Genomic DNA, 22,453 nt, shown 5'->3' with positions numbered 1-22,453 from the left:
GTGAGCGGGTTTATGCCCGGGCATCGGGCCGTTAGTGTGGCCGCTCCGATCAGGGCCCCGTGCGGCCCGCTTCATGGAACGGACACCCGATGCTCTCGAACCTGGCGGCCCGCGACGTCGAGACCCTCATCCACCCCTACACCAACCTCGCGACCTTCCGCGAGACCGGGGGGTTGGTCCTGGAGCGCGGCCATGGCGTCTGGGTCTACGACAGCGACGGTCGTCCGTATCTCGAAGGCATGGCCGGCCTGTGGTGCACGGCACTCGGCTATTCCAACGAGGAGCTGGTGGAGGCGGCGAAAGAGCAGATGTCGCGTCTGCCGTTCACGCACCTGTTCTCGGGCCGCAGCCACGACCCGGCCATTGAGCTCGCCGAGACCCTGAAGGAGCTGATGCCGGTCCCGACCTCGAAGATCTTCTTCACTTCGTCGGGCTCCGAGGCCAACGACACCCAGGTCAAGCTGACCTGGTACCTCAACAACGCGCTCGGCCGGCCGAAGAAGAAGAAGATCATCTCCCACGTGAAGGGCTACCACGGCGTCACGGTGGCCACCGCCTCGATGACCGGGCTGCCCGCCAACCATGCCGATTGGGACCTGCCCCTGCCGGGCTTCCTCCACACGGGCTGCCCGCACCATTACCGGTACGGCGAAGCGGGCGAGACCGAGGAGGCGTTCGCCACGCGTCTCGCCGCCGAACTCGAGGCCCTCATCCAGCGTGAAGGCCCCGACACGGTGGCGGCGTTCGTGGCCGAGCCGGTGCTGGGGGCCGGTGGCGCCATCGTGCCGCCGGCGGGCTACTACGCCAAGATCCAGGCGGTGCTCGACCGCCACGACGTGCGCTTCATCGCCGACGAGGTGATCTGCGGCTTCGGGCGGCTCGGCACCTGGTTCGGGTCCGAGGCCATGGGCATGCGGCCCGACAGCCTGTCCTTCGCCAAGGCGGTGACCTCCGGCTACATGCCGCTCGGCGGCATCTCCATCGACGAGCCGCTCTATCGGCACATGGTCTCGCAGAGCGCCAAGCTCGGCACCTTCGGTCACGGCACCACCTATTCCGGGCACCCCGTCGCCTGTGCGGTGGCCCTCAAGACCATTGCGATCTACCGCCGCGACGGGATCATCGAGGGCGTCGCCCGCAAGGCGCCGCATTTCCAGGCCCGCCTGTCGGCACTCGCCGATCACCCCATCGTCGGCGAGGCGCGCGGGCTCGGCCTCATCGGCGGTCTCGAAATCGTCGCCGATAAGAAGACGAAGCGGCAGTACGACCCCAAGCTGGGCGTTGCCGCCCGGTGCGTCGCGTTCGCTCAGGCCGAGGGTTTGATCGTCCGGTTCCTCGCCGGCGACCGCGTCGCCGTGTGCCCGCCCCTCGTCATCGCGCCCGACGAGATCGACACCCTGTTCGATCGCCTGACCCGTGCCCTCGACCGGACCCAGGCGTGGATCGCCGCGGAAGGGCTCGAAGCCATGTCCCACGCCCGTGGCTGACGAGCCACACGCCAGCTGTATTCAAGCAACGACCGCATTGCGGTGCGGGTTATTGCAATGCCGCAACGTCGATCACGGATCTGTTGCCTCGGCTGTCTGTGACGAGAAACAAGGCTGCCGTGATTTCGGGCATCCGCGTAGTCTTAATCCGCCATTCATATTGCGACCACCTTTATGGTTGCTGTGAAGCTCGACACGCGTCCGGGTCGAACCGCAAGGTGCCCGCGAGCGTGGGGCGACCGGGCGGGTCAGGACACCCCGGCGGCCGCCGTATGAGCGCAAAGCAGGACACCCGTTTCATGTACGCCCCCGATCAGACCCAGAGCGCCGCCCCCGAACTCGACCGTCGTACCCCCGCCTCCGGCCGGGTCGCGGAGAGCTTCCGGCCCGTGGCCCTTCCGGCGCTCGCCGCCGCGGTCCTCGTGTCGGCTCTGGCGGGCAAGGCGGTGGCGACCCGGGCAAAGGCTGCCCGGATGGCGGCGCGCTTCGAGCACGAGGACGCTCCGCAGGTCTGATGCTCGGGTGGTCCTTCGGTGGTGCGGGGACCGTCTGAATCGCCCTGCGCCGTCGTCAATTCGTCACCATTGGCGCCGAGGGAGACGGGATCGGCCCGTCACCCGAGGACCCTTTCGATGTTGATCCTGCCGAGTCGCAGGCAAGTGCTGGGCGGCCTCGGCGCGGCGGGCGTTCTCGGCCTGTCCACCGGCGCCTATGCCTTCGTCATCGAGCCGCGCTTCCGCCTCGTCGTGACCCGGTACAGCCCGGTGCTTCCACGCTGGACGCCGGGCTTGCGCCTGCGGGTCGCGGTCCTGGCCGATTTTCATGTCGGCGAGCCATTCATGCCCCTCGACCGCATCGCCGAGATCGTCGATGCGACCAACGCGCTGAAGCCGGACCTGATCCTGATGCTGGGCGACTATCCGGCGAGTCCGACCGTCACCTTCCGCAAGGTGCCGCTGATGGAGTTCGCCCGGGTGGTCGAGGGCCTGCGCGCACCCCTCGGCGTCCACGCCATCCTGGGCAATCACGATTGGTGGGATGACGCCGACACGCAGGCGGGCAGAAGCGACGTCACCGAGGCGCAGCGCGTGCTGGAGGCGCGCGGCATCCCGGTGATGGAGAACACCGTGCTTCGCTTGGAGAAGGACGGGCACCCGTTCTGGATCGCGGGCCTCGGCGACCAGGAGCCGTTCGTGAAGGTCGGCAATTACGAGGGTCGCGACGACCTGCCCGGCACCCTCGCGCAGATCACCGATCCGGCCCCGGTGCTCCTCATGGTGCACGAGCCCGACGTATTTCTCGATGTGCCCGACCGCGTCTCCCTCACCCTCGCGGGCCACACCCATGGGGGTCAGATCCGCCTGTTCGGCTACTCACCCGTGATTCCATCGCGAAAAGGCAACGACTTCGCCTACGGGCACGTGGTGCTGAAGAACCGGCACATGATCGTCTCGGGCGGCTTCGGCGTCAGCCGGGTCCCGGTGCGCTTCGGCGTTCCGCCCGAGATCGTCCTGCTCGAACTCGGTGGTGCGGCAGGACCCGGCATCGTCACGCCCGGTCACGCCGTGCAGGAAGACGCGCTCCGGCACGGCTGACGGTTCGCCGGACTGTTATTTCTTGGCGTTCTTCACCGCCGCGCTGACCATATCCTTGGTCGAGGCCGCCGCCGCGATGGTCTTGACCACGGGCTTTTTCGGCTTCTTCGCTTCGCGACTGCCGCGTTTGTTTTCGGTCGCCATGATGGTCTCCTCGATCGTCCGGGGGACGATCATGGCACGACTTTCTAAAACCACAGCACAGAAACTGAGAAATCCCCTGCACTACCTTGAATACGGGTATCTTCAACAGACGCTCACATCGTGGATAAGTCGTTTCCCGATCACGGGGATTTGACCATCTCCTCGGTCTGTGTTGCGCTCGTGTTCGACCCGATTCATCGTTCGCGGAGCATGTAGTTTGCCGATCCTCCTCCTTGCCTTGGCCATCGTGGCGGGCGTCGTGTTCTGGGTCTTGCGGGTGCACGGCACCGTCTCGCAACTCCGCGAGGTCGACCGGGACACGAAGGGGCTGCAGCGCCGCGCGCGAAGCGCCTTCACCGATTTCTTCGGATCACCCCTCCAGCGCGTCAACGATGTCAGGCTGGCCGCCGTGATCCTGCTGATCCAGATCGTGCGCACCGGCAGTCCGATCACCGCCGCGGAGAAGACACGCATCCTCGAAGTCATGGAGACGCCCCTGGAGATCGAGCGGATCTCCCAGATGTTCGAGCGGGCCTGGACCTACACGCAGCCACGCCACCCGTTCTCGCAAATCGCCGATCCCCTGGTGCCGCTGTTGAAGGCCCACCTGACGGAGGCCGAGCGGCTGCAGTTCGTCGAACTCGTGAGATCGGTCGCCTCCGCGCATTCGGCGCCGAGCGAGTTGCAGCGGGAGGCATTGATCCGTCTGAAACGGCGCCTCGTGGCGGATCGGCCAATCCTCGCGACCAGCCGAACCGACGGCCACGGCTGATGGATATCGAGAACGAAACCGCCGGCCCGGAGGTGTCGGGCCGGCGATTTCGGTCTGCCTCATGCGCAGCATGGGCCCGTGTCCGGCCTGCGCGCCCGGCGAGCGGGACTCCGGCTCCCTGCCCTCAGAGCGGGATGTTGTCGTGCTTCTTCCAGGGCTGCTCCATCTCCTTGGTGCGCAGCATGCCCAACGCCCGGGCGATGCGCTTGCGGGTGGAGTGGGGCATGATCACCTCGTCGATGTAGCCGCGCTCGGCCGCCACGAAGGGCGACAGGAAGCGATCCTCGTACTCGCTCGTCCGCTCCGCGATCTTCTCCGGGTCGCCGATTTCGCTCCGGAAGATGATCTCCACAGCACCCTTGGCGCCCATCACGGCGATCTGGGCCGTCGGCCAGGCGTAGTTGAGGTCGGCGCCGACGTGCTTGGAGGCCATCACGTCGTAGGCGCCGCCGAACGCCTTGCGGGTGATGATGGTGACCAGCGGCACGGTCGCTTGGGAGTAGGCGAACAGCAGCTTGGCGCCGTGCTTGATCAGGCCGCCGTATTCTTGGGCGGTGCCGGGCAGGAAGCCCGGTACGTCGACGAAGGTGACGATCGGGATCGAGAACGCGTCGCAGAAGCGCACGAAGCGGGCGGCTTTTCGCGATGCATCGGAATCGAGCACGCCGGCCAGCACCATGGGCTGGTTGGCGACGAAGCCGACGGTGCGGCCTTCGATGCGGCCGAAGCCCGTCATGATGTTGCGGGCGTAGGTCGCCTGGATCTCGAAGAAGTCGCCCTCGTCGGCCACGCGGCGGATGAGTTCGCCCATGTCGTAGGGCTTGTTCGGGTTGTCGGGGATGAGCGTGTCGAGGCTCATGTCGAGGCGCAGCGGATCGTCGAAGCTCTCGAGCTCCGGCACGCCGTCGATGTTGTTGGCGGGCAGGAAGTCGACGAGGCGGCGGATCTGCAGCAGCGCCTCGACGTCGTTCTCGAACGAGCCGTCGGCGATGGAGGACTTGGTTGTGTGGACCTTGGCGCCGCCGAGTTCCTCGGCGGTCACGACCTCGTTGGTGACGGTCTTGACCACGTCGGGGCCGGTCACGAACATGTAGCTCGTGTCGCGCACCATGAAGATGAAGTCGGTCATGGCCGGCGAGTAGACGTCGCCGCCGGCGCACGGGCCCATGATGACGGAGATCTGCGGGATGACGCCGGAGGCGGCGACGTTGCGGCGGAAGACCTCGCCGTAGCCGCCGAGCGCCGCGACGCCCTCCTGGATGCGGGCGCCGCCGGCATCGAAGATGCCGATGATCGGGGCGCGCATCTTCAGGGCCATGTCCTGGACCTTGACGATCTTGGCCGCGTGCGACTCCGACAGAGAGCCGCCGAACACAGTAAAGTCCTTCGAGAACAGGAAGACGGTGCGGCCGTTGATGGTGCCCCAGCCGGTGACGACGCCGTCGCCGGGGATCTTCTGCTTCTCCATCCCGAAATCGGTCGAGCGGTGCTGCACGAACATGTCGAATTCCTCGAACGACCCATGGTCGAGGAGGAGTTCGATGCGCTCGCGCGCCGTCAGCTTGCCGCGCTTGTGCTGGGCCACGACGCGGTTCTCACCGCCGCCGAGGCGGGCCTGGGCGCGCCGCTCCTCGAGCCGTTCGAGAATGTCTTTCATGCGGAGAACGCCTTGCCTTGGAGAGATGACGGGACCCGCGCCCATGGGCTCTCTCGCGAGAGCCCAACGGCTACGGTTTGAAGCGCACTTAGCACGCGGCGCTTTCAGCGAAAATGGATTTCAAGTTTTCGGCGAACCAGGTTCCGGCTCTCGGCGCGCCAGTGCGGCGAGGTGGGCTGCCGCCTCGAACTCGGCCGTGCGCAGGGCGTGGCGCGCCGCCGCCTCGGCGTCCGTGCCCCAGACGCTCGCCTGATAGGTCTCGTCCACGTGGGCGGCGGCCCAGGCCTCGGCCGGCGTGAGATGCCCAGCGAGCACGGCCAGCGCCAGGACGAGGGAGCCCGTGAGGGTCGTCAGGGTGTGGAGGGCCGCAAGCCGGAACGGCCCGTCCGTCGCCGCAATGGCCCGGCGCAGGGCCGCGACGGTGTCCTCCGGTTGGGCGACGTGCATCACCCCTTCGCCGAGGATGAAGCGGGCGCCGAGATTCTCGCGGGCCCAGTCGAGCACGGGGTCCCAGGCGGCGGATTGCGCAGCCACGAGGCGATCCGGCTCACCGGCTCGGTAGGCGAGGAGGTCGGTGCCCGCATAGGCCGAGAGGTCGTCGATCACCGCGTCGCGCCGGGGGGCGACGCCGTCGATGGCGGTGTTGGCGAGCCGCGTCAGCGGCATGGTCGAGGGATCGATCACCCCGACCTGCGCCTCCCATTCCCTCGCCACGGCCTCGGCGAGCCCTCGGTTCGGCAGAACGAGGGGGTTGCGCGCCGGCGTGTGGGCAGGGCGGCCGTCGAGGGTCAGGCGCAGGCCGCCCTCGGCCTCGGCGAGTCCGGCGGCTGCATAGAAGCGCTTCGGCAGGGCCGGCTTGCCGGGGCCGCGGGCGGAGGCGGTGGGGTCGGCAGCGGGCTTCGGGGGCGGGGCATCGGCGCCGCCGAGCCAGTCGGATTTGGGATCGTCGCTCATGGGCCGGGGATAGCGCATCGGCGCGGCGCCCGCGAGACCCGCCGCCATCCCGGATCCGGGGATCAGGGGTGGGCGGGGCCGGGAAACAGCTCGCCGAGGGCGGTCGCAGTGTCCACCACCGTCGCGGCACCGGCGTTGAACAGGGCACCGGCCGGATGGTAGCCCCAGCCGACCCCGATGGCGACGGCGCCGGCGCTCACCGCCATCTCCATGTCGTAGGTGGTGTCGCCGATCATCACCGTGGTCTCGGGCGTGGCGCCGGCCTCCGCCATGGCCTGGCGCAGCATGGTCGGGTCGGGCTTCGAGGGCGCGTCGTCGGCAGATTGGGTGGTGGCGAACCAGCCCCGCCAGCCATGGGTCTCGATGAGCCGGTCCACCCCGCGCCGGGCCTTGCCGGTGGCGATGCCGAGCCGGATGTCGCTTCGGGCGTGCAGGCGCTGGAGCAGCGCCTCCATACCGGGGAACAGCGGCTCCTCGTAGTTCGGGTCGAGGCGCAGAAGGTTGAAGGCGCGCCGGTAGCTTTCCGACAGGCCGTCCACCGGACCCTCATCGCCGACGAGGCGCCGGAACGCCTGCGGCAGGGACAGGCCGACGACGGAGAGGGACTCGGCCCGGCTCGGGGCCGCGAGGCCGTGCTCGGCGAAGGCGAGGCCCTGCGCCGCCACGATGAGGTGCTGGCTGTCGATGAGGGTGCCATCGACGTCGAAGACGATGAGCGTCACGGGGGGGCGCCCGTCACGGCTGGCGCGCCGGTGCGGACTGGGGCTGACGCGGACGTTCGTAGCCGAGCTTGCACCGGATGAGAAAGCGGCGTCGCGCCCCGCCGCGCAGGCCACGGGCATGGGCCTGCCGGTTGCAGCTCGCGTAGGACGCCCGAGCGCGCCGGCCCGCACCCGCTGCGCGTCCGCCCGGCGCCTGGGCCGCCTGGGTCGGGGGCTGGCCGGGGTTGGCCTGTCGTGGAGCGGGCGTCGGTTGCGGCGCCGTGGCCTGGTTCGGATTGGATTGGCCGGCGCCCGCTTGTCCAGGGTTCGCTTGTCCAGGGTTCGTCTGTCCAGGACCGGTCGTGCCGGAGGTCGCCGGGCGCTGCTGGGCGGGGGACGGGGGCGTGGGTGCCGGTCGCACCTGCGGAGCCGTCGGCGCCGTTTGCGCCAGGGTGCCGGACGCGAGTGTCAGCAGGGACAGGGACAGGAGCGCGCTACAGGCGACAGTCGCGGGGTTCATGGACGTGACCTTCGAGACGGCTTGCGAGACGACCCGCAGGCCAGCTTGGCGCGGTTGAGGTCCCGCCGCGGCGCGGCGGAGCCTTCAGGTTGCACGAGAGGATAAGGCATGCGGTCGGATTGCCAAGGTCGCCGCGTGCGGCACCGTCGCCTTGTCCGCCTCCGCGGTGGCCTTCCCGGCCGGATGCCGGTGGCCGCGCCTCAGGCCTCGGGTGCCTCGACGATGGGATCGTAGCGCGACGCGTCGAAGCCGAGGAGGTTCCAGCTCTGGGCCATGTGGGGTGGCAGGGGGGCCGTCACGTCCACGGGCTTGCCCGTGCGTGGATGCGGAATCACGATGCGGCGCGCGAGCAGGTGCAGGCGGTTCTGGATGCCGCCGGGCAACTCCCAGTTCTCGATGCTGAAGTATTTCGGATCGCCCACGATGGGATGGCCGATATGCGCCGCGTGCGCGCGCAACTGGTGCGTGCGCCCCGTCACCGGTTTGAGGGACAGCCATGAGAGCTTCTGGGCCGCGTTGTCCACCATGGCGTAGTAGGTCAGCGCGTGCGCCGCCCCGTCGTCGCCGTGCTGGGCCACCCGCATGCGGGCATCCGCGTCGGTGGGCTCCTCCTTGGCGAGGTAGGTCGAGATCCGGCCCTGCGGCACCCGCGGCACCCCGGCGGTGAGGGCCCAGTAGACCTTGCGGGCCGAGCGGGAACGAAAGCTCTTCGCCAGCGTCGCGGCGGCGAGCCGGGTCTTGGCCACGATGAGGCAACCGGCCGTGTCCTTGTCGAGGCGGTGGACCAGACGCGGCTTCTGCCCGTCCGCGCCGGCCAGGGATTCGAGCAGGCCGTCGACGTGCCGCACGGTGCCGGACCCGCCCTGGACCGCGAGGCCGAAGGGCTTGTTGAGGATCATCATCTCGGCATCCTCGTAGAGGATCAGCGAGCGGATGAAGTCGGCGTCGGTGGCGTCGCGCTGAGGGCTGCGCGGCCGCTCGCCCACGGCATCGAGCTTGAGGGGCGGCACCCGCACGCTCATGCCGGGCAGGAGCCGGTCGTTGGGCTTGGCGCGGCGGCCGTCGACGCGGAGCTCGCCCTTGCGGACGATGCTCTGGACGCGGGTGAAGGGCAGCTGCGGAAACCGCGTGGTGAGGAAGCGGTCGATCCGCATCTCGGCCTCGTCCTCCTCGACCACGAGGGTCTGGACCCCCGACGCCAGGGTGGCGGAGGCGGCGGCGCGCTGCTCGCGCCGGGTCGGGCCTTCGACGGGGGCAGCCGTCTCGGCGCGCGGCGCACGGGCGCGGCGCGGCGCGTCCTCAGGGGTCGCCTCGGGCTTCTGCGGCCGGGGGCTGCGGATGCGGCTCGGAAGCTCCTGCTGATCGCGCTGCTCGGCTTGCGGATCCGGGGCGTCGCCGGGGCGCCAGGGCGCACGCTTGTCGGCCTCGCCGCGCATGGACGCCGCCCGCTGGGCCGCGTCGAGGGCGCTGGTGCGCGGCCCCGTGCGTTCGCGATCGGGGTCCTTGGCGTTGCGGAACGGGCGCTTGCCGCCGAACGCGCTTTTCGCGCCGAACGAGCTCTTGCCGGCGGGGCCGGGTCCGCGCCCGGGTCGCTTGGTCGCTCCGGCCCCGGAGCCCTTGCGTCCGGCGCCGCCGCGTGAAGGTGGTCGTGTGGTCATGCCCCGCTCGTACCACCGGCACCCGCCGGGGCATAGCGCAGGCCGCGCAAGGCCCCGCCGACCAACAGGAAATCAGGCGGCGCGCCGGGCCGCCTCGATGGTGAGACCCGTGCCGACGGAGCCGAAGGTGTCGCCGTCGACGATCCGGGCGTTGGGCACCGCCGCCGTCAGGGCCGCGCGGACATGCGGCAGCCCGGTGGACCCGCCCGTGAGGAACAGGGCGTCGATCCGGTCGGCGGTGAGTCCGGCCTGGGCGAGGCAGCGGCCGATCCGCTCGGCGATGCGCCGGGCGAGTTCGTCGGTGTGGGCGACGAGGCCGGTGCGGTCGATGTCGGCGACGAGCCCGCGCTCGACCCAGTCGAGATCGATGCTGCCGCGGCCCGCATCCGATGTGGCGATCTTGGCGCCCTCGACTTCCATGGCCAACGAATGCCCGCGCTCAGCCTCCACCACCGCGTAGAGCCGGTCGATGAGCTCGGGTCGGCGGGCGTCGCGGCGCACCTCCTCGATCTCCCGCAGGGTCCGGGGATTGTAGAGCCGGTTGATGCTCGACCACGTGGCGAGGTCGTGGAAATAGGCGTTGGGCACGTTGATGTCGCCCCGGCTCATGGGGCTGCCGAGGCCGAGCAGCGGCATCACCGTGCCGAGGCTGAGGCGCCGGTCGAAATCGGTGCCGCCGATGCGCACGCCGTCGTTGGCCAGGATGTCGTCCGCCCGCTCGGTCTTGGCGTGGCGCTCGGGCGACAGGCGCACGATGGAGAAATCAGAGGTGCCGCCGCCGATATCGGCGATGAGGGCGATCTCCTCGGCGCGAACCTGTTGCTCGTAGTCGAGGGCCGCCGCGATGGGCTCGAACTGGAAGGAGACGTGCTTGAAGCCGATGCCCCGGGCGATCTCCCGCAGGGCGTCCTCCGCGCGGGCATCGCCCTCCGGGTCGCCGTCGACGAAGTGGACCGGGCGGCCGTGCACCACCGTGTCGAGGGAGGCGCCGGTGGCGGTCTCGGCCCGACTTTTCACGGCGGCGAGGTAGCGGCCGATGACGTCGCGGAACTTGATGCGCTCGCGGCCGACGGGCGTGGTCTCTTCCAGGAGGGACGAGCCGAGCACGGATTTGAGGCTGCGCATGAGGCGCCCCGGCGTGCCCTCGACGTATTCCATCATGGCGGCGCGTCCGACGAAGGCGGTCTGGCCAGGCGGAAAGAAGATCGCGCTCGGGATCGTGACGTGCCGGTCTTCCAGGGGCACCAGGGCGGGCGCCTGCCCGGTGACGAGGCCGAGGGTGGTGTTCGAGGTACCGAAATCGAGGCCGCAGGCCGCCATGGTGGGTCTCCGGCGATGGATCGGTTGCGCTGGGCCGGCTCCCCTACAGGCTCGACCGTCTCCGGTCCACGGAATTTTGTGCAGCGCGGCGACGCGGCACGCCCCGCCGACGCAACGGAGCGGCCGCCGCGACGACGCGCATCGCAGCCACCAGCGCCCCGCCGAAACCGCCGACGCGCCGCCCCGTCGTCACTCCTCGACCGTCACCCGTCCGCGTCGCGCCGCGCCTGCCGCAGGCGTTCCCAATGGGCGAGGCGATCGGTGTAGCGGCTCTCCATGCCCCGGTCGGTGGGTTCGTAGAAGTGCTGGCGGCCGAGCTTCTCCGGCCAGTAATCCTGGCCCGAGAACGCGTCCGGTTCGTCGTGGTCGTAGCGGTAGCCCTCGCCGTAACCGATCTTGCGCATCAGCTTCGTGGAGCCGTTGAGGATGGTGCGCGGCGGCGGCAGGGAGCCGTGCTCTTTCGCGACCCGCGTCGCGGCCTTGTAGGCGTTGTAGACCGCGTTCGATTTGGGCGCGCAGGCGAGGTAGACGGTGACCTGCGCGAGCGCCAGTTCACCCTCCGGGGAGCCCAGGAAATCGAAGGCGTCCTTGGCGGCGGTCGCGACCACGAGGGCCTGCGGGTCGGCGAGCCCGATATCCTCCACCGCCATCCTGACGAGACGGCGCGCGATGAACAGGCGGTCCTCGCCCCCGTCGAGCATCCGGCAGAGGTAGTACAGGGCCGCGTCCGGGTCGGAACCCCGCACCGTCTTATGCAGGGCTGAGATGAGGTTGTAGTGCCCCTCCTGGGACTTGTCGTAGATCGGCGCCCGGCGCTGGATGATGGTCTGCAGCGCCTCGGCGCCGAAGACCTCACCGGCTTTGGCCGAGCGCCAGACCTCCTCCGCCAGGGTCAGGGAGGCGCGCCCGTCGCCGTCCGCCATCCGCACCAGCACGCCGCGCGCCTCCTCGTCCAACGGCAGCGGCCGGCCGGTCAGGGCCTCGGCCCGAACCATCAGCTTGGCGATGGCGGCGTCGTCCAGCGCCCGGAACAGCAGGACGCGGGCGCGCGACAGCAGGGCGGCGTTGAGCTCGAAGGACGGGTTCTCGGTGGTGGCGCCGACGAGGGTGACCGTGCCGTCCTCCATCACCGGCAGGAAGGCATCGAGCTGCGAGCGGTTGAACCGATGGATCTCGTCGACGAACAGCAGGGTCCCCTGCCCCAGGGTCCGCCGCTGACGCGCCGCCTCGAACACCTTCTTGAGGTCGGCGATGCCGGAGAAGATCGCCGAGATCTGCTCGAAATGCAGGCTGGTCTCGTGGGCGAGCAGGCGCGCCACGGTGGTCTTGCCGGTGCCGGGCGGCCCCCAGAACACCAGGGAGCCGAACGACTTGCCCGCGAGCAACCGCGTCAGCGCCCCGTCCGGCCCCGTGAGATGCTCCTGGCCCACCACCTCGGCCAGGGTCTGGGGGCGTAGCCGGTCGGCGAGCGGGCGCGGCGCGGCGTTCTGGAGGCCGGCGGAGACGAAGAGATCGGACATGGCCGCATCAAGACGCGGGGGCGCCGGCTTCGCAACCCGGAACGCCGCGCGAACCCCGCCCGTGGGATTCGCGCCGGCTGTTATCCCCCGAACACCGAGGTGAGCACCTCGCCGCCGCGGTTGATCGAGACCTCCCACATGTTCAGGCTGTTGCGGGTGATCCGCTCTAGGTCCTTCGTGGTCGAGATGGGGGCGCCGTTGATGGCGACGATGATGTCGCCCTTCTGAAGACCGGCGCGGGCCGCGATGGAATTCTCCTCCACCCCCGCCACGGCGACGCCTTCGGCGGGCAGGTCGACCTGGATCTCTTCCGCCACGGCCGGCGAGGTGTTGACCAGGGTGGCGCCGAGGAACGGCGAGCGGGTGCGGACCTTGAGGGTGTCGCGCGGCCGGGTCTCCGGCGCGGGGCCGAGCTTCACCAGCACGTTGGTCCGGCTGGTGCCGCGCAGGATGCCGAACTTCGTGGTGCCGGTGAGCCCCTTCAGGGCGAAACGGTATCCGAAGGCCTCCGGGTCGTCGACGGTCTTGCCGTCGACGCTGAGGATGAGGTCGCCGCGCTTGAGGCCGGCTTCCTCGGCCGGGCTCTTCGGCTGCAGGCTCGCCACCAGGACGCCGGTGGGGTGGTCGAGCCCCATGCTGTCGGCGATGTCCGGGGTCACGCTCTGCACCCGAGCGCCGAGCCAGGGCCGGCGCACGGAGGTGGCCCCGCCCTTGGCGGTCTCCACCACGGCGCGGACCATGCTCGCCGGAATGGCGAAGCCGATGCCGTGGCTGCCGCCCGATTGCGAGTAGATGGCGGTGTTGACGCCCACCAGCCGTCCGTTGAGATCGACCAACGCTCCGCCGGAATTGCCCGGATTGATCGCCGCGTCGGTCTGGATGAAGAACTGGTAGTCCGACGAGCCGACCTGGGTGCGCGCGAGCGCCGAGACGATGCCCTGGGTCACCGTCTGGCCGACGCCGAACGGGTTGCCGATGGCCATGACGAAGTCGCCGACCTCGAGGGCTTCCGAATCGCCGAACGGCATCGCCACGAGGCCGCCCGTCGGGCTCTTGATCTTGACCACGGCCAGATCCGTGCGCGGGTCGCGCAGCACGATGGTCGCCTCGAACTCGCGCCGGTCCGCCAGGGCGACACGAACCTCGTTCATGTTCTCGATGACGTGGTTGTTGGTGATGACGAGGCCGGATTCGTCGAGGATCACACCGGATCCGAGCGATTTCTGCGCCCGCTCGCCCGGTGCTCCACCCCGGCCGCGACCGCCGCCGTTCTCCCCGAAGAAGCGCCGCATGAACTCGTCCATGGCGCTGCGGCTGGCCCCCCGCGTCTCGACATGGGAGGCGTAGACGTTGACCACGGACGGCGCGGCCCGCTTCACCACGGGCGCGAACGAGAGATGCACCTGCCCCTTGGATTGCGGGACCGTCTTCTCGGCGCTGTCCGGGCTCGCCTTCTCGGGCGCGGATCTGTCCGGCGCGATCTTGTCCGGCGCGATCTTGTCCGGCGCGATCTTGTCCGGCGTCTGCGCCATCTGCGCGACGGCCGGCCCGGTGGCGAGCCAGGTCGCCACGAGGGGAACGAGCAGGGGGTACGAGCGCGGCATCGTGGACTCCCGGGAGAACGAACCGCGTGCCCCCCGTCGGCGACGGGTGATGGGGGCGAGGCGGGGATCTCGGGTTATCTAGACGGGCCGGGGGCTCGGCGCGAGGGGCTCCGTCAGACCCGGCCGATCCCCGCTGCGAGACGGCCGGCCCGGCGGGCCAGGACGCTGAAGCAGGTCAGCGCCGCATCGGCGGCCCGCTGCATCTCGTCCACCTGGATGCGGATGGCGTCGGCCGGCGTCCTGGCGCCGGACAGGCTGTGCCAATGCGCCATGGCGGCGCTGCCCTCGCTCCGCAGGAACGCCAGGATCGTCGCGTTCGCCTGCGTGATCTCACCGATCATGTCGAAGGAGGCCTCGGTCGGACGGGTGAGCGCGGGTTGGGCCATGGCCACCGCCTGCGCAACCGATGCGGTTTCCATCGCCGCGACGGGGAGCGTCGCCACCGCCGGAGCGGTCTCGGGCGCGACGTCCGGAATGGTGACGGCGTCCGGGGCGGCCTCGAGGGCTTCGGGCGGCTGCATGACGGGCGCCGGCTCGGTCGCGTCGTCGGCAGGCTCCGCGGGCACGGCCGCATCCGCCGGCTCGGCCTCGGCCGGTCGATCGGACACGGGCTGCCCCGCCGCAGCTTCGAGGGCGTCGGCGGAGACCGTCTCCAGGAGGGCGTCGTGGACCGACGGCACGTGAGCCTCGGTGCAGAGGGCGGACGCCTCCGCGGACTCCGGCGCGATCTCGGGCTCGGAGAGCGTCTCGGGGAGACGGGATTCCACGACCATTTGAGCTTCCTCCGGATTGCGCCGCACCGCGCTCGACCGCGCGGGCGGCCCCTTACGCCGTTTCACCATGGTCATGTCTCCTCGAGCCGTTCGGACGCATCCTACCCGAATCGGAGCACTCCGCCGAAATCCCGTCCTCGCGCCGCTGGCGGAGGGGACGGGCCTCGATGGAATGCGCCGAAGGGGTGAAGCGATCCGTTCCGGAGCCGTGCCCGAATCGGTCGGATCACACCTCCGGCGCTTGTTTCATCCGACCGTCCCGCGGCGCGCCGATACGGGCGGCGCCGTCGGGGTAGGGAGCGGATCAGGCCGACGGGCGCAGGGTGTTCTGCGCGAGGGCGCCGAGATCCTTGGCCTGGTTCTGCAGGCTGGCGATCTGGCTGCGCAGGAACTCGGACTGCAGCTCGAAGGCCTCGCGCAGGTCGCGGGTCCGCACCAGCTTCTGGGCGAAGTCGAACGTCGCGGTGGCGTTCTCCTGGGCGTGGTCGAAGCTCTTGGCGAGGGCGGTCTGCATCGACTCCTGCACGGTCTTCGACTGGGTCTGAAGCTGTTCGGAGGTCTTGATCGCAGTTCCGATGAGGTTGCCGACGGCGCTGCGGGCCTGATCGACGCTCTTCTCGGCGAAGGCGCGCATCTCGGTCGGGATCTCGAAGGTCTGGCCGGTCATGGCGTATCTCTCTCTTGCGGGAGCGCGCTCCAAAACGTCGCGCCGCGAAGGCTTTATGTTGCAGTGCAACATAGACGTCAAGATCGTCGCGGAAGGAAAATGCCGGCCGTTAGAAATCGTTCGCCCGACCACAGGACGCGCGTCAGGCGGCCCGTCCCCTGCCCGACTGTCCCGCCACGGCCCTCGCCGCGATGACGCGTCCATAGACGGCCTCGAGCGACGCGGCGTGGGCGGCCGGAGTCGTCGGTGTCGCCCAGTACCGCTCGCTCGCCGCACGCCCGAGGCGGCGCAGCCCCGAATCCTCGGACAGGCGCCGCATGGCCCCCGCCAGAGCCTCGATTTCGGGTTCCACGGTGAAGCCGGTGACGCCGTCGACGATCCGCTCGGCAGCACCCGCCCGAACCGAGGCGATCACCGGAATGCCGTGGGCCAGGGCCTCGTAGACCGTGAGCGGACCGGTCTCGTACCAGCGCGACGGCGCCACGAGGGCCCGGGCCCGGGCCCGCACCGTCTCCCAGACCGCCTCGGGGCTGCGCCAGCCCAGGATCTCGACGTGGGGATGGGCGCCGAGTTCGGCTTCCAGGGGGCCGGCGCCGATGAAGACGGCCGGCAGGCCGGCACGGGCGGCCGCCGCGGCCACGAGGTCGGCCCCCTTCTCCCGGGTGAGGCGGCCGACATACACCACGGCGTCGCCCTGCGCCGGATCGGCGGGCTCGGTGCGCGCCACCCGCACGGGGTTGTCGACGCGGTGGTGGGTCAGATCGAGATGGCCGAGGAGGCGGCCCATCCGCGTGACGCTGGCGTCGCAGACATGGATCACGTCGAGGGCATGCCCCCGCAGGGTGGTGCGCAGAACGGCGTTGCGCCCGACCCGGACGAGCTTGTGCAGGCGGCTCCGGCCGTCGCAGGGGGCGGCGAGGCACCCCGTCGACAGGGGGGTGAGCGCGCAGGGCGCGGCGCGGTCGAACCGGTAGTAGACCCCGTTCGGGCAGGCCATGAAGTAATCGTGCAGGGTGACGACCACGGGCACGCCGCGGGCGAACAGCGGCGGAAACACGCTCGGCGACAGGCTGCGGGTCCATTGGTGCAGGTGCACGAGGTCCGGCCGCACCGGCAGGGCGTCGAGGGCGGCACCGAGGCGGGCGGCCGACGGCCCGTCCCAGATGCCCGAGACGGCGGCCCGGTGCGCCGGTCTGTCCCAGATGTCGCGATTGTGCAGGGTCAGGCGGGTGATGCCCGGATGGTCGAGGAGCGCGTCGGCCGGCCCGTCGATGGCCTGAAGATAGGTGACGCTGTGTCCGGCCTCGGCGAGGCCGCGGGCGGATTCCACCGCCACCTTCTCGGCGCCTCCGCTCGCCACGGCGAATTCGGCCAGGATCGCGATGTGCATGGCGTCGGCCGAGTCCCCGGGGCGAGCACGCCCGGACCTCGGTTTACCGGAGATCAACGCACGAGCGGTAAACGTTGCCGACGCATCGTCTTCGACGGAAACGCCCGCCATGCACGTCGTTCTCGTCGTCGATCACGCCTTCATCAATGGCGGGCAGGCCAAGGTGGCCCTCGATGCGGGGCTCGGCCTGCGGGCACGGGGACACGAGGTGACGGTGTTCGCCGCCGTCGGTCCGGCCGATCCACGCCTGGAGGCCGCCGGCATCCGGGTGGTCTGTCTCGGCCAGGACGACATCGCCTCCACTCGCAACAAGCTCGCGTTCGCCGTGCAGGCGATCTGGAACGCAAAGGCCGCGCAGCGCCTGTCCGAGGTCCTGGCGGGGCTCGACCCGCGCGAGACGGTGGTCCACGTCCACGCCTTCGCCAAGGCCCTGTCGCCCTCCATCGGGGTGAGCCTGCGGGCCTCCGGCCTGCCGCTACTCTACACCATGCACGAGTTCTTCCTCGTCTGCCCCAATGGCGGCTTCTACGAGTACCCGGCGCAGAGCATCTGCCACCGCACGCCGATGTCGCGGGACTGCCTGACGACGAACTGCGATGCGCGGAGCTATCCCCGCAAGCTCCTGCGGGTGGTGCGTCATGCCGCCCTCGACCACGTCGCCGGGATGCGGCGGCTGTTCCCCCACATCGTCACCATCAGCGCCCTGCAGGAAGCGGTGATCCGGCCGCACCTGCCGGCCACGACCCTGTTTCATCGGGTCGACAACCCGATCGCCGTCGCGAAGGCAGCGCCGCGTTCCGAACCGCCGGGGGATTTCCTGTTCGTCGGGCGCATCTCCACGGAGAAGGGCGCGCCGGTCTTCGCCGAAGCCGCGCGCCGCGCCGGGGTGCGCCCGGTCTTCGTCGGCGACGGTCCCGCCGCCGCGGATCTCGCGGCGCGCTACCCCGAGGCACGGATGCTCGGGTGGAAGGACGAGGCCGCCGTGCACGCCCTGATGCGCGAGGCCCGCGCCCTCGTGTTCCCGAGCGTCTGGTACGAGGGCCAGCCGCTGACGGTCTACGAAGCCCTGGCCTGCGGCGCGCCCGTCATCGTCAGCGATGCCTGCGCCGGTCGCGAGGCGGTGGAGGACGGCGAGACCGGATTCTGGTTCCGCTCCGGCGATGCCGAGGCCCTGGCCGCCCATCTCGTCCGGTTGAAGGACGACGCCTGCGCCGCGCGGATGAGCCGGGCCGCCCACGGGCGCTACTGGGCCGCCCCCCTCACCCTCGACGCCCATCTCGACCGGGTGAGCGAAGTCTACGAGACCGTTCTGCGCGAAGCCGCATTTCGGGTGCCGGTGCCCGGACGGCGGGGCAGTGCCGCCGTGGCCGCCCTGCCCCGCCGTGGCTCGGCGGTGGATACGGGGGCGGGTCACCCGCGTTGATCCCGCGAGGTTCGCCCGATGCGGCGGACCACGGGAATCGGAGAAACGCCGCCATGGCCGAGGACACCAAGTCACCGGAGACCGACACGATCTCCACCACGGGCCAACCCGCGCCGAAGGGGTCCGACAAGAGCCGGCCCGAGAACCAGCAGGGTGAACTCAGCGAACGCCTCGACGAGGCCCTGGAAGAGACTTTTCCGTCGAGCGATCCGGTCTCGGTGAAGATCACCAAATAGCGGTTTCCTTGGCAAAAGTGGCGCCTTCGCGGAGCCGAAACGAAGAACGCCGGGGCCATGGGCTCCGGCGTTCTTCGTTCGGCGGCTCGACCGTGCCGCTCCGCGAACGGAGCGATACGGGTGTCGGGATCAGGCAGCTTCGAGCAGCCGGCGGGCGATGACCTGGGCCTGGATCTCGGCCGCGCCCTCGAAGATCGAGAGGATGCGGGCGTCGCAGAGCACGCGGCTGACCGCGTATTCCAGCGCGAAGCCGTTGCCGCCGTGGATCTGCAGGGCGTTGTCGGCCGCAGCCCAGGCGACGCGGGCGCCCAGCAGCTTCGCCATGCCGGCCTCGAGATCGCAGCGCTTGCCCTCGTCCTTCTCGCGGGCCGAGAAGTAGGTGAGCTGACGGGCGATGTTGATCTCCACCGCCATCATGGCGATCTTGTCGGCGACGCGCGGGAAGTTGATCAGGGCCTTGCCGAACTGCACCCGGTCCTCGGCGTAGCGCAGGCCGAGGTCGAGGGCGTTCTGCGCCACGCCGATGGCGCGGGCGGCGGTCTGGATGCGGGCCGACTCGAAGGTCTGCATGAGCTGGGTGAAGCCCTTGCCCTCGACTTCGCCGAGAAGGTTGGCGCCCGGCACCTCGAAATTGTCGAAGGCGAGCTCGTATTCCTTCATGCCGCGGTAGCCGAGCACGTGGATCTCGCCGCCGGACAGGCCCGCGACGGGGAAAGGCTCGGCGTCGGTGCCGCGCGGCTTCTCGGCGATGAGGAGCGACAGGCCCTTGTGGCCCTTCTCCTCGGGCTTGGTGCGCACGAGACAGGTCATGATGTCGGCGCGCACGGGGTGGGTGATCCAGGTCTTGTTGCCCGAGATCTTCCAGACGTCGCCGTCCTTGACCGCCTTGGTGCGGAGCGAGGCCAGGTCCGAGCCGGTGTTCGGCTCGGTGAACACGGCGGTGGGGAGCGTGTCGCCGGACGCGATGCCGGGCAGGAAGCGGTGCTTCTGCTCCTCGGTGCCACCGCACAGGATGAGTTCGGCGGCGATCTCCGAGCGGGTTCCGAGGGAGCCGACGCCGATATAGGCGCGCGACAGCTCCTCGGAGACCACGCACATGGAGATTTTGGGCAGGCCCATGCCGCCATACTCTTCCGGGATCGTCAGGCCGAAGACGCCGAGCTCGGCCATCTTCGTCACGATCTCCATCGGGATGTAGGCGTTCTCGCTGTGCCACGCGTGGGCGTGCGGCACGACCTCGGCCAGGCCGAAGCGGCGCATCTCGGAGCGGATCGCCTCCATGTCCTCGTCGAGGCCGGACTTGCCGATGGTGGCCGAGCCGCCGTTGTCGCGGATGCGGGCGACGAGCGCCGCACGGTTCTCGGCCGTGTTGCCGTCGGCGATGAGGGCCTCGACGGCGTCGTTGCGGAACTGGGCGACTTCACGGGCGCCGAGGCCGAGGGACCCCGTCGGGCGCACCATTTCGCCCTGGCTCATGGGAATGCCGGAGAACATCTGGTCGAGGTATTCGCCGAGCCCGATCCTGACGAGGAGCGCCTCTGTCTCGCCAAACTCGCCCGACTCCGTCAGGCGGGCGGCGTAGGCACCGAGTTCGCGCACGCCCTCGGCGTAGGTGGCGATCCAGGCGAGCCCGTGGGTGGCGTGCTGCTCGAGCTCCATCTTCTCCGCCGAGATCTTGCCCTCGGGCGAGAGCACGCGGGTGCGGACCCGGCGGGTGGCCTCGGCGACGAGCGCCTTGGCCGCCTCGGCGGCCTCGCGGGCGAGGGTCAGCAGATCCTGCGGTTCGGAGGTCGTGACGGGAGAAGCGGACATGCGGCAACTCTTTCCAGAAAAGAGGATGGGTTGCCGCTCATTATAGGCAGGTTCGGCGCGTCTGTAGAGGCGTCTCGCCGCAGAGTGGCACTTTCCCGCTTGAATTCATTATTTTACGAGAGAAGAATCCCACTTGTCCTTCGCGCGCGGCAGGTTCGCTAATTTAATTGCCGGTCGCATCAAAGAAAAACATCAGCCGCGGCTCGCCAGGGCGACCCCGGCGGCGGCGAGCGCCATGCCGGCGAGCTGCACCGGCGCGAGGGATTCGCCGAACAGGCCGTAGGCCATCAGGGCCGAGACCGGGGGGACGAGGAACAGCAGGGAGGCGACGCCCGCCACCGCCCCGCGCCGGATCAAGAGCAGAAGCAGCAGGATCCCCGCCACGGAATTGACGAGGACCGACCAGGCGAGGCCGAACCAGGCCGGAAGGGTGGCGTCGAACCGGCCGGTCCCGATGAGAAGCGCCACGGGGATCGCCAGGGCGGCGGCACCAACGAATTGGATCGCGGCGTTGGACAGGAGGTCGGCGGACCCGCCCCGGCTCTTCTGCCACAGGGTCCCGCCGGTCATGGCGACCATGGCGGCGAGACAGGCGGCGAGCGCCGGCACCGGAATGCCCGAGGTGCCGCTTGCCCCGACCTTGGGGGCGAGCACCAGGGCGGCGCCGGCAAAGCCCAATCCAATGCCGGACCAGCGCCGCGGGCTCACCCGCTCGCCCAGTACCGGCCCGGCGAGGAGCGCCGTGAGAAGGGGCTGAAGACTGCCGACGAGGGCGGCGATGCCGGCCGGCAGACCGTTCTGCACCGACCAGAATACGCCGATGACGTAGATGCCCTGCATCAGGATGCCGGCCACGAGGGCGTCGGCCCAGCCCCGGCGCCCGCGCGGCCAGCGCGCGCCGAGCATCGCGGCGAGGACCGCCAGGACGCCGGCGACGCAGACGACGCGCAGGGCCACGAAGGTCACGGCATCGGCATGGGGCGCCACGAAGCGCGCGGCGACGAAGCCCGTCGCCCAGATGAGCACGAAGACGGCCGGCACGGTGGCCGTGGATCCGGGGGAGGATGGGCTGGTCATGCTGGTGGCGCAGGCACCACAGTGCGGCCTGGAACACAAGGCACGCCGGATCGATGCACCACCCAAACGCCCCTTCCGCGTTGCGCCGGACCCCGGCGTCGCGTTTAGAGGACGGCCGATCCGTCGACCGACGATGCATCAGCAGAGGACAAGCCCGCCCCCGTGAGCCGCCTGACGAAGCCCCTCGAGATCGGAAGCGTCGCCGCCCGGCGCTTCATCACCCATGACGGCTGGGCCATCGCCAGCCACATCGCCCTCTCGATCCTCATCGCGCTGTTCCCGTTCCTCATCCTGCTGGCCGCGCTGGCCGGCCTGTTCGGCACCAAGTCGCTTGCCGATGAAGCCGGGGTGCTGATCTTCGACGCCTGGCCGCGCGAGATCGCAAAGCCCGTGGTCAACGAGATGCACCGGGTGCTCACCGAGCAGCGCGGCGGCGTCCTCACCGTCGGTGCCGTGCTGGCCCTGTACTTCTCCTCGGCCGGGGTCGAGAGCCTGCGGGTCGGGCTCAATCGCGCGTACGGCCTGCGCGAGCAGCGGCCGTGGTGGCTCACGCGGCTGGAATCCATCGCCTACGTGATCTGCGGCGCCCTCGCGATGCTGGCCTTCGCCCTGCTGGTGGTTCTCGGACCCCTGATCTGGCGCAACGTCATCAACGTCGCCCCCGGCCTGGAACCCCTGAGCCTGACGGTGGCCATCGGGCGCATCGGCATCACGGCCTTCCTGCTCGTGAGCGTCCTCGTCATCGCCCACAAATTCATCGCCACCGGGCGGCGCTCGTTCCTCGCCGTGATTCCGGGTGTCGCCGTGACCCTGCTGCTGTGGTTCCTCGCCGGCCTCGGTTTCGGCTACTATCTCGACCGGTTCTCCAACGCCTACGTCTCGACCTACGGGAGTCTGGCCACCGCCATGGTGGCCCTGGTGTTTCTGTACTGGCTCGCCGCGATGTTCCTCTTCGGCGGCGAGATCAATGGCACCGTCATTGCAGCGCGGCGTGTGCGGCTCCAGGCGCGGATGCGGGAGAAGCAGGCTCGGGCCCACGGTCTCTAGGGGTTCACTCGGCTTCGACGACCCGGACGCTTCATCTGCGCACAGGGGACGCAATGACATGCGCGTGTGACTTGCGCGGCCTATTCCCTCCCACCA

21 protein-coding genes are annotated in these 22,453 nt (G+C 70.0%); 7 read left to right on the top strand and 14 right to left on the bottom strand.

Features of this window, described 5'->3' with window-relative positions; genetic code table 11:
- Positions 1 to 89 precede the first annotated feature (89 nt).
- The 3 genes from ASG60_RS11865 to ASG60_RS11855 all read left to right on the top strand — a co-directional run bounded on the left by ASG60_RS11865 (position 90) and on the right by ASG60_RS11855 (position 3,082).
- Positions 90 to 1,487, top strand: a complete 1,398-nt coding sequence (locus tag ASG60_RS11865) for an aminotransferase (protein WP_056173377.1) — start codon at positions 90 to 92, stop codon at positions 1,485 to 1,487.
- A 299-nt stretch (positions 1,488 to 1,786) separates the two neighbouring features.
- Positions 1,787 to 2,002, top strand: a complete 216-nt coding sequence (locus tag ASG60_RS11860; protein WP_056174120.1) for a hypothetical protein — start codon at positions 1,787 to 1,789, stop codon at positions 2,000 to 2,002.
- A gap of 117 nt (positions 2,003 to 2,119) precedes the next feature.
- Positions 2,120 to 3,082: a metallophosphoesterase gene (locus tag ASG60_RS11855; protein WP_056173374.1), complete on the top strand. Its 963-nt coding sequence runs from the start codon at positions 2,120 to 2,122 to the stop codon at positions 3,080 to 3,082.
- A 15-nt stretch (positions 3,083 to 3,097) separates the two neighbouring features.
- On the opposite strand, the gene ASG60_RS23765 is transcribed toward ASG60_RS11855, so the two are convergent.
- A complete protein-coding gene (locus tag ASG60_RS23765; RefSeq protein ID WP_274533103.1) occupies positions 3,098 to 3,226 on the bottom strand; it encodes a hypothetical protein in 129 nt (42 codons plus the stop codon).
- Between the two features lie 217 nt (positions 3,227 to 3,443).
- Between ASG60_RS23765 and ASG60_RS11850 the strand changes: the two genes are divergently transcribed.
- Positions 3,444 to 3,998: a TerB family tellurite resistance protein gene (locus ASG60_RS11850; RefSeq protein WP_056173371.1), complete on the top strand. Its 555-nt coding sequence runs from the start codon at positions 3,444 to 3,446 to the stop codon at positions 3,996 to 3,998.
- A 124-nt stretch (positions 3,999 to 4,122) separates the two neighbouring features.
- On the opposite strand, the gene ASG60_RS11845 is transcribed toward ASG60_RS11850, so the two are convergent.
- The 11 genes from ASG60_RS11845 to ASG60_RS11800 form a co-directional block, all read right to left on the bottom strand.
- Entirely contained in the window at positions 4,123 to 5,655 is a 1,533-nt protein-coding gene (locus ASG60_RS11845; RefSeq protein ID WP_056260978.1) for an acyl-CoA carboxylase subunit beta, read from the bottom strand.
- A gap of 120 nt (positions 5,656 to 5,775) precedes the next feature.
- The gene (locus ASG60_RS11840; protein WP_056386065.1) at positions 5,776 to 6,609 is read right to left on the bottom strand and encodes an ATP12 family protein; all 834 of its coding nucleotides are present in this window, start codon (positions 6,607 to 6,609) and stop codon (positions 5,776 to 5,778) included.
- 62 nt (positions 6,610 to 6,671) lie between these two features.
- On the bottom strand, positions 6,672 to 7,331 hold the full coding sequence (locus ASG60_RS11835) for an HAD-IA family hydrolase (protein ID WP_056260980.1): 660 nt from the start codon (positions 7,329 to 7,331) through the stop codon (positions 6,672 to 6,674).
- A gap of 13 nt (positions 7,332 to 7,344) precedes the next feature.
- Complete coding sequence (locus ASG60_RS22035) at positions 7,345 to 7,830, bottom strand: hypothetical protein (protein WP_082531732.1); 486 nt, start codon at positions 7,828 to 7,830, stop codon at positions 7,345 to 7,347.
- A gap of 200 nt (positions 7,831 to 8,030) precedes the next feature.
- A complete protein-coding gene (locus ASG60_RS11830; RefSeq protein ID WP_056385737.1) occupies positions 8,031 to 9,488 on the bottom strand; it encodes an RluA family pseudouridine synthase in 1,458 nt (485 codons plus the stop codon).
- Between the two features lie 72 nt (positions 9,489 to 9,560).
- A complete protein-coding gene (locus tag ASG60_RS11825) occupies positions 9,561 to 10,808 on the bottom strand; it encodes an Hsp70 family protein (RefSeq protein ID WP_056173360.1) in 1,248 nt (415 codons plus the stop codon).
- 203 nt (positions 10,809 to 11,011) lie between these two features.
- On the bottom strand, positions 11,012 to 12,328 hold the full coding sequence (locus ASG60_RS11820; RefSeq protein ID WP_056173358.1) for a replication-associated recombination protein A: 1,317 nt from the start codon (positions 12,326 to 12,328) through the stop codon (positions 11,012 to 11,014).
- An 80-nt stretch (positions 12,329 to 12,408) separates the two neighbouring features.
- A complete protein-coding gene (locus ASG60_RS11815; RefSeq protein WP_056385735.1) occupies positions 12,409 to 13,932 on the bottom strand; it encodes a Do family serine endopeptidase in 1,524 nt (507 codons plus the stop codon).
- Between the two features lie 113 nt (positions 13,933 to 14,045).
- Entirely contained in the window at positions 14,046 to 14,705 is a 660-nt protein-coding gene (locus ASG60_RS11810; protein WP_056385733.1) for a hypothetical protein, read from the bottom strand.
- 304 nt (positions 14,706 to 15,009) lie between these two features.
- Complete coding sequence (locus ASG60_RS11805; RefSeq protein ID WP_056173349.1) at positions 15,010 to 15,372, bottom strand: phasin; 363 nt, start codon at positions 15,370 to 15,372, stop codon at positions 15,010 to 15,012.
- 142 nt (positions 15,373 to 15,514) lie between these two features.
- Complete coding sequence (locus tag ASG60_RS11800) at positions 15,515 to 16,762, bottom strand: glycosyltransferase (protein WP_056385731.1); 1,248 nt, start codon at positions 16,760 to 16,762, stop codon at positions 15,515 to 15,517.
- A gap of 109 nt (positions 16,763 to 16,871) precedes the next feature.
- On the opposite strand from ASG60_RS11800, the gene ASG60_RS11795 reads away from it, so the two are divergent.
- Both ASG60_RS11795 and ASG60_RS11790 read left to right on the top strand, forming a co-directional pair.
- Positions 16,872 to 18,185 carry a glycosyltransferase family 4 protein gene (locus ASG60_RS11795; protein ID WP_056385729.1) on the top strand — a complete coding sequence of 438 codons (1,314 nt, stop codon included), beginning with the start codon at positions 16,872 to 16,874 and terminating at the stop codon, positions 18,183 to 18,185.
- Between the two features lie 53 nt (positions 18,186 to 18,238).
- Positions 18,239 to 18,421: a hypothetical protein gene (locus tag ASG60_RS11790; RefSeq protein ID WP_056173340.1), complete on the top strand. Its 183-nt coding sequence runs from the start codon at positions 18,239 to 18,241 to the stop codon at positions 18,419 to 18,421.
- A 129-nt stretch (positions 18,422 to 18,550) separates the two neighbouring features.
- Here the strand turns inward: ASG60_RS11790 and ASG60_RS11785 are convergent, their stop codons facing one another.
- Together ASG60_RS11785 and ASG60_RS11780 are read right to left on the bottom strand one after the other, a co-directional pair.
- Positions 18,551 to 20,233: an acyl-CoA dehydrogenase family protein gene (locus tag ASG60_RS11785; RefSeq protein WP_056173337.1), complete on the bottom strand. Its 1,683-nt coding sequence runs from the start codon at positions 20,231 to 20,233 to the stop codon at positions 18,551 to 18,553.
- Positions 20,234 to 20,425: 192 nt separating this feature from the next.
- Complete coding sequence (locus ASG60_RS11780; RefSeq protein ID WP_056173334.1) at positions 20,426 to 21,310, bottom strand: DMT family transporter; 885 nt, start codon at positions 21,308 to 21,310, stop codon at positions 20,426 to 20,428.
- Between the two features lie 162 nt (positions 21,311 to 21,472).
- Here ASG60_RS11780 and ASG60_RS11775 point away from each other — a divergent pair, with 162 nt between their 5' ends.
- Complete coding sequence (locus ASG60_RS11775; protein ID WP_056385727.1) at positions 21,473 to 22,357, top strand: YihY/virulence factor BrkB family protein; 885 nt, start codon at positions 21,473 to 21,475, stop codon at positions 22,355 to 22,357.
- Positions 22,358 to 22,453: the final 96 nt, after the last annotated feature.

The sequence above is a fragment of the Methylobacterium sp. Leaf469 genome, from assembly GCF_001424745.1.
Lineage (GTDB): Bacteria > Pseudomonadota > Alphaproteobacteria > Rhizobiales > Beijerinckiaceae > Methylobacterium.
Note: the sequence above shows the minus strand (reverse complement) of the source record. Positions and strands in the feature narration are given on the sequence as shown.

Excerpts from the sequence above, each read along its gene's own strand:
- ASG60_RS11865 (WP_056173377.1), top strand. The coding sequence starts at position 90 with ATGCTCTCGAACCTGGCGGCCCGCGACGTCGAGACCCTCATCCACCCC.
- ASG60_RS11860 (WP_056174120.1), top strand. The coding sequence starts at position 1,787 with ATGTACGCCCCCGATCAGACCCAGAGCGCCGCCCCCGAACTCGACCGT.
- ASG60_RS11855 (WP_056173374.1), top strand. The coding sequence starts at position 2,120 with ATGTTGATCCTGCCGAGTCGCAGGCAAGTGCTGGGCGGCCTCGGCGCG.
- ASG60_RS23765 (WP_274533103.1), bottom strand. The coding sequence starts at position 3,226 with ATGGCGACCGAAAACAAACGCGGCAGTCGCGAAGCGAAGAAGCCGAAA.
- ASG60_RS11845 (WP_056260978.1), bottom strand. The coding sequence starts at position 5,655 with ATGAAAGACATTCTCGAACGGCTCGAGGAGCGGCGCGCCCAGGCCCGC.
- ASG60_RS11840 (WP_056386065.1), bottom strand. The coding sequence starts at position 6,609 with ATGAGCGACGATCCCAAATCCGACTGGCTCGGCGGCGCCGATGCCCCG.
- ASG60_RS22035 (WP_082531732.1), bottom strand. The coding sequence starts at position 7,830 with ATGAACCCCGCGACTGTCGCCTGTAGCGCGCTCCTGTCCCTGTCCCTG.
- ASG60_RS11830 (WP_056385737.1), bottom strand. The coding sequence starts at position 9,488 with ATGACCACACGACCACCTTCACGCGGCGGCGCCGGACGCAAGGGCTCC.
- ASG60_RS11825 (WP_056173360.1), bottom strand. The coding sequence starts at position 10,808 with ATGGCGGCCTGCGGCCTCGATTTCGGTACCTCGAACACCACCCTCGGC.
- ASG60_RS11820 (WP_056173358.1), bottom strand. The coding sequence starts at position 12,328 with ATGTCCGATCTCTTCGTCTCCGCCGGCCTCCAGAACGCCGCGCCGCGC.
- ASG60_RS11815 (WP_056385735.1), bottom strand. The coding sequence starts at position 13,932 with ATGCCGCGCTCGTACCCCCTGCTCGTTCCCCTCGTGGCGACCTGGCTC.
- ASG60_RS11810 (WP_056385733.1), bottom strand. The coding sequence starts at position 14,705 with ATGGTCGTGGAATCCCGTCTCCCCGAGACGCTCTCCGAGCCCGAGATC.
- ASG60_RS11805 (WP_056173349.1), bottom strand. The coding sequence starts at position 15,372 with ATGACCGGCCAGACCTTCGAGATCCCGACCGAGATGCGCGCCTTCGCC.
- ASG60_RS11800 (WP_056385731.1), bottom strand. The coding sequence starts at position 16,762 with ATGCACATCGCGATCCTGGCCGAATTCGCCGTGGCGAGCGGAGGCGCC.
- ASG60_RS11795 (WP_056385729.1), top strand. The coding sequence starts at position 16,872 with ATGCACGTCGTTCTCGTCGTCGATCACGCCTTCATCAATGGCGGGCAG.
- ASG60_RS11790 (WP_056173340.1), top strand. The coding sequence starts at position 18,239 with ATGGCCGAGGACACCAAGTCACCGGAGACCGACACGATCTCCACCACG.
- ASG60_RS11785 (WP_056173337.1), bottom strand. The coding sequence starts at position 20,233 with ATGTCCGCTTCTCCCGTCACGACCTCCGAACCGCAGGATCTGCTGACC.
- ASG60_RS11780 (WP_056173334.1), bottom strand. The coding sequence starts at position 21,310 with ATGACCAGCCCATCCTCCCCCGGATCCACGGCCACCGTGCCGGCCGTC.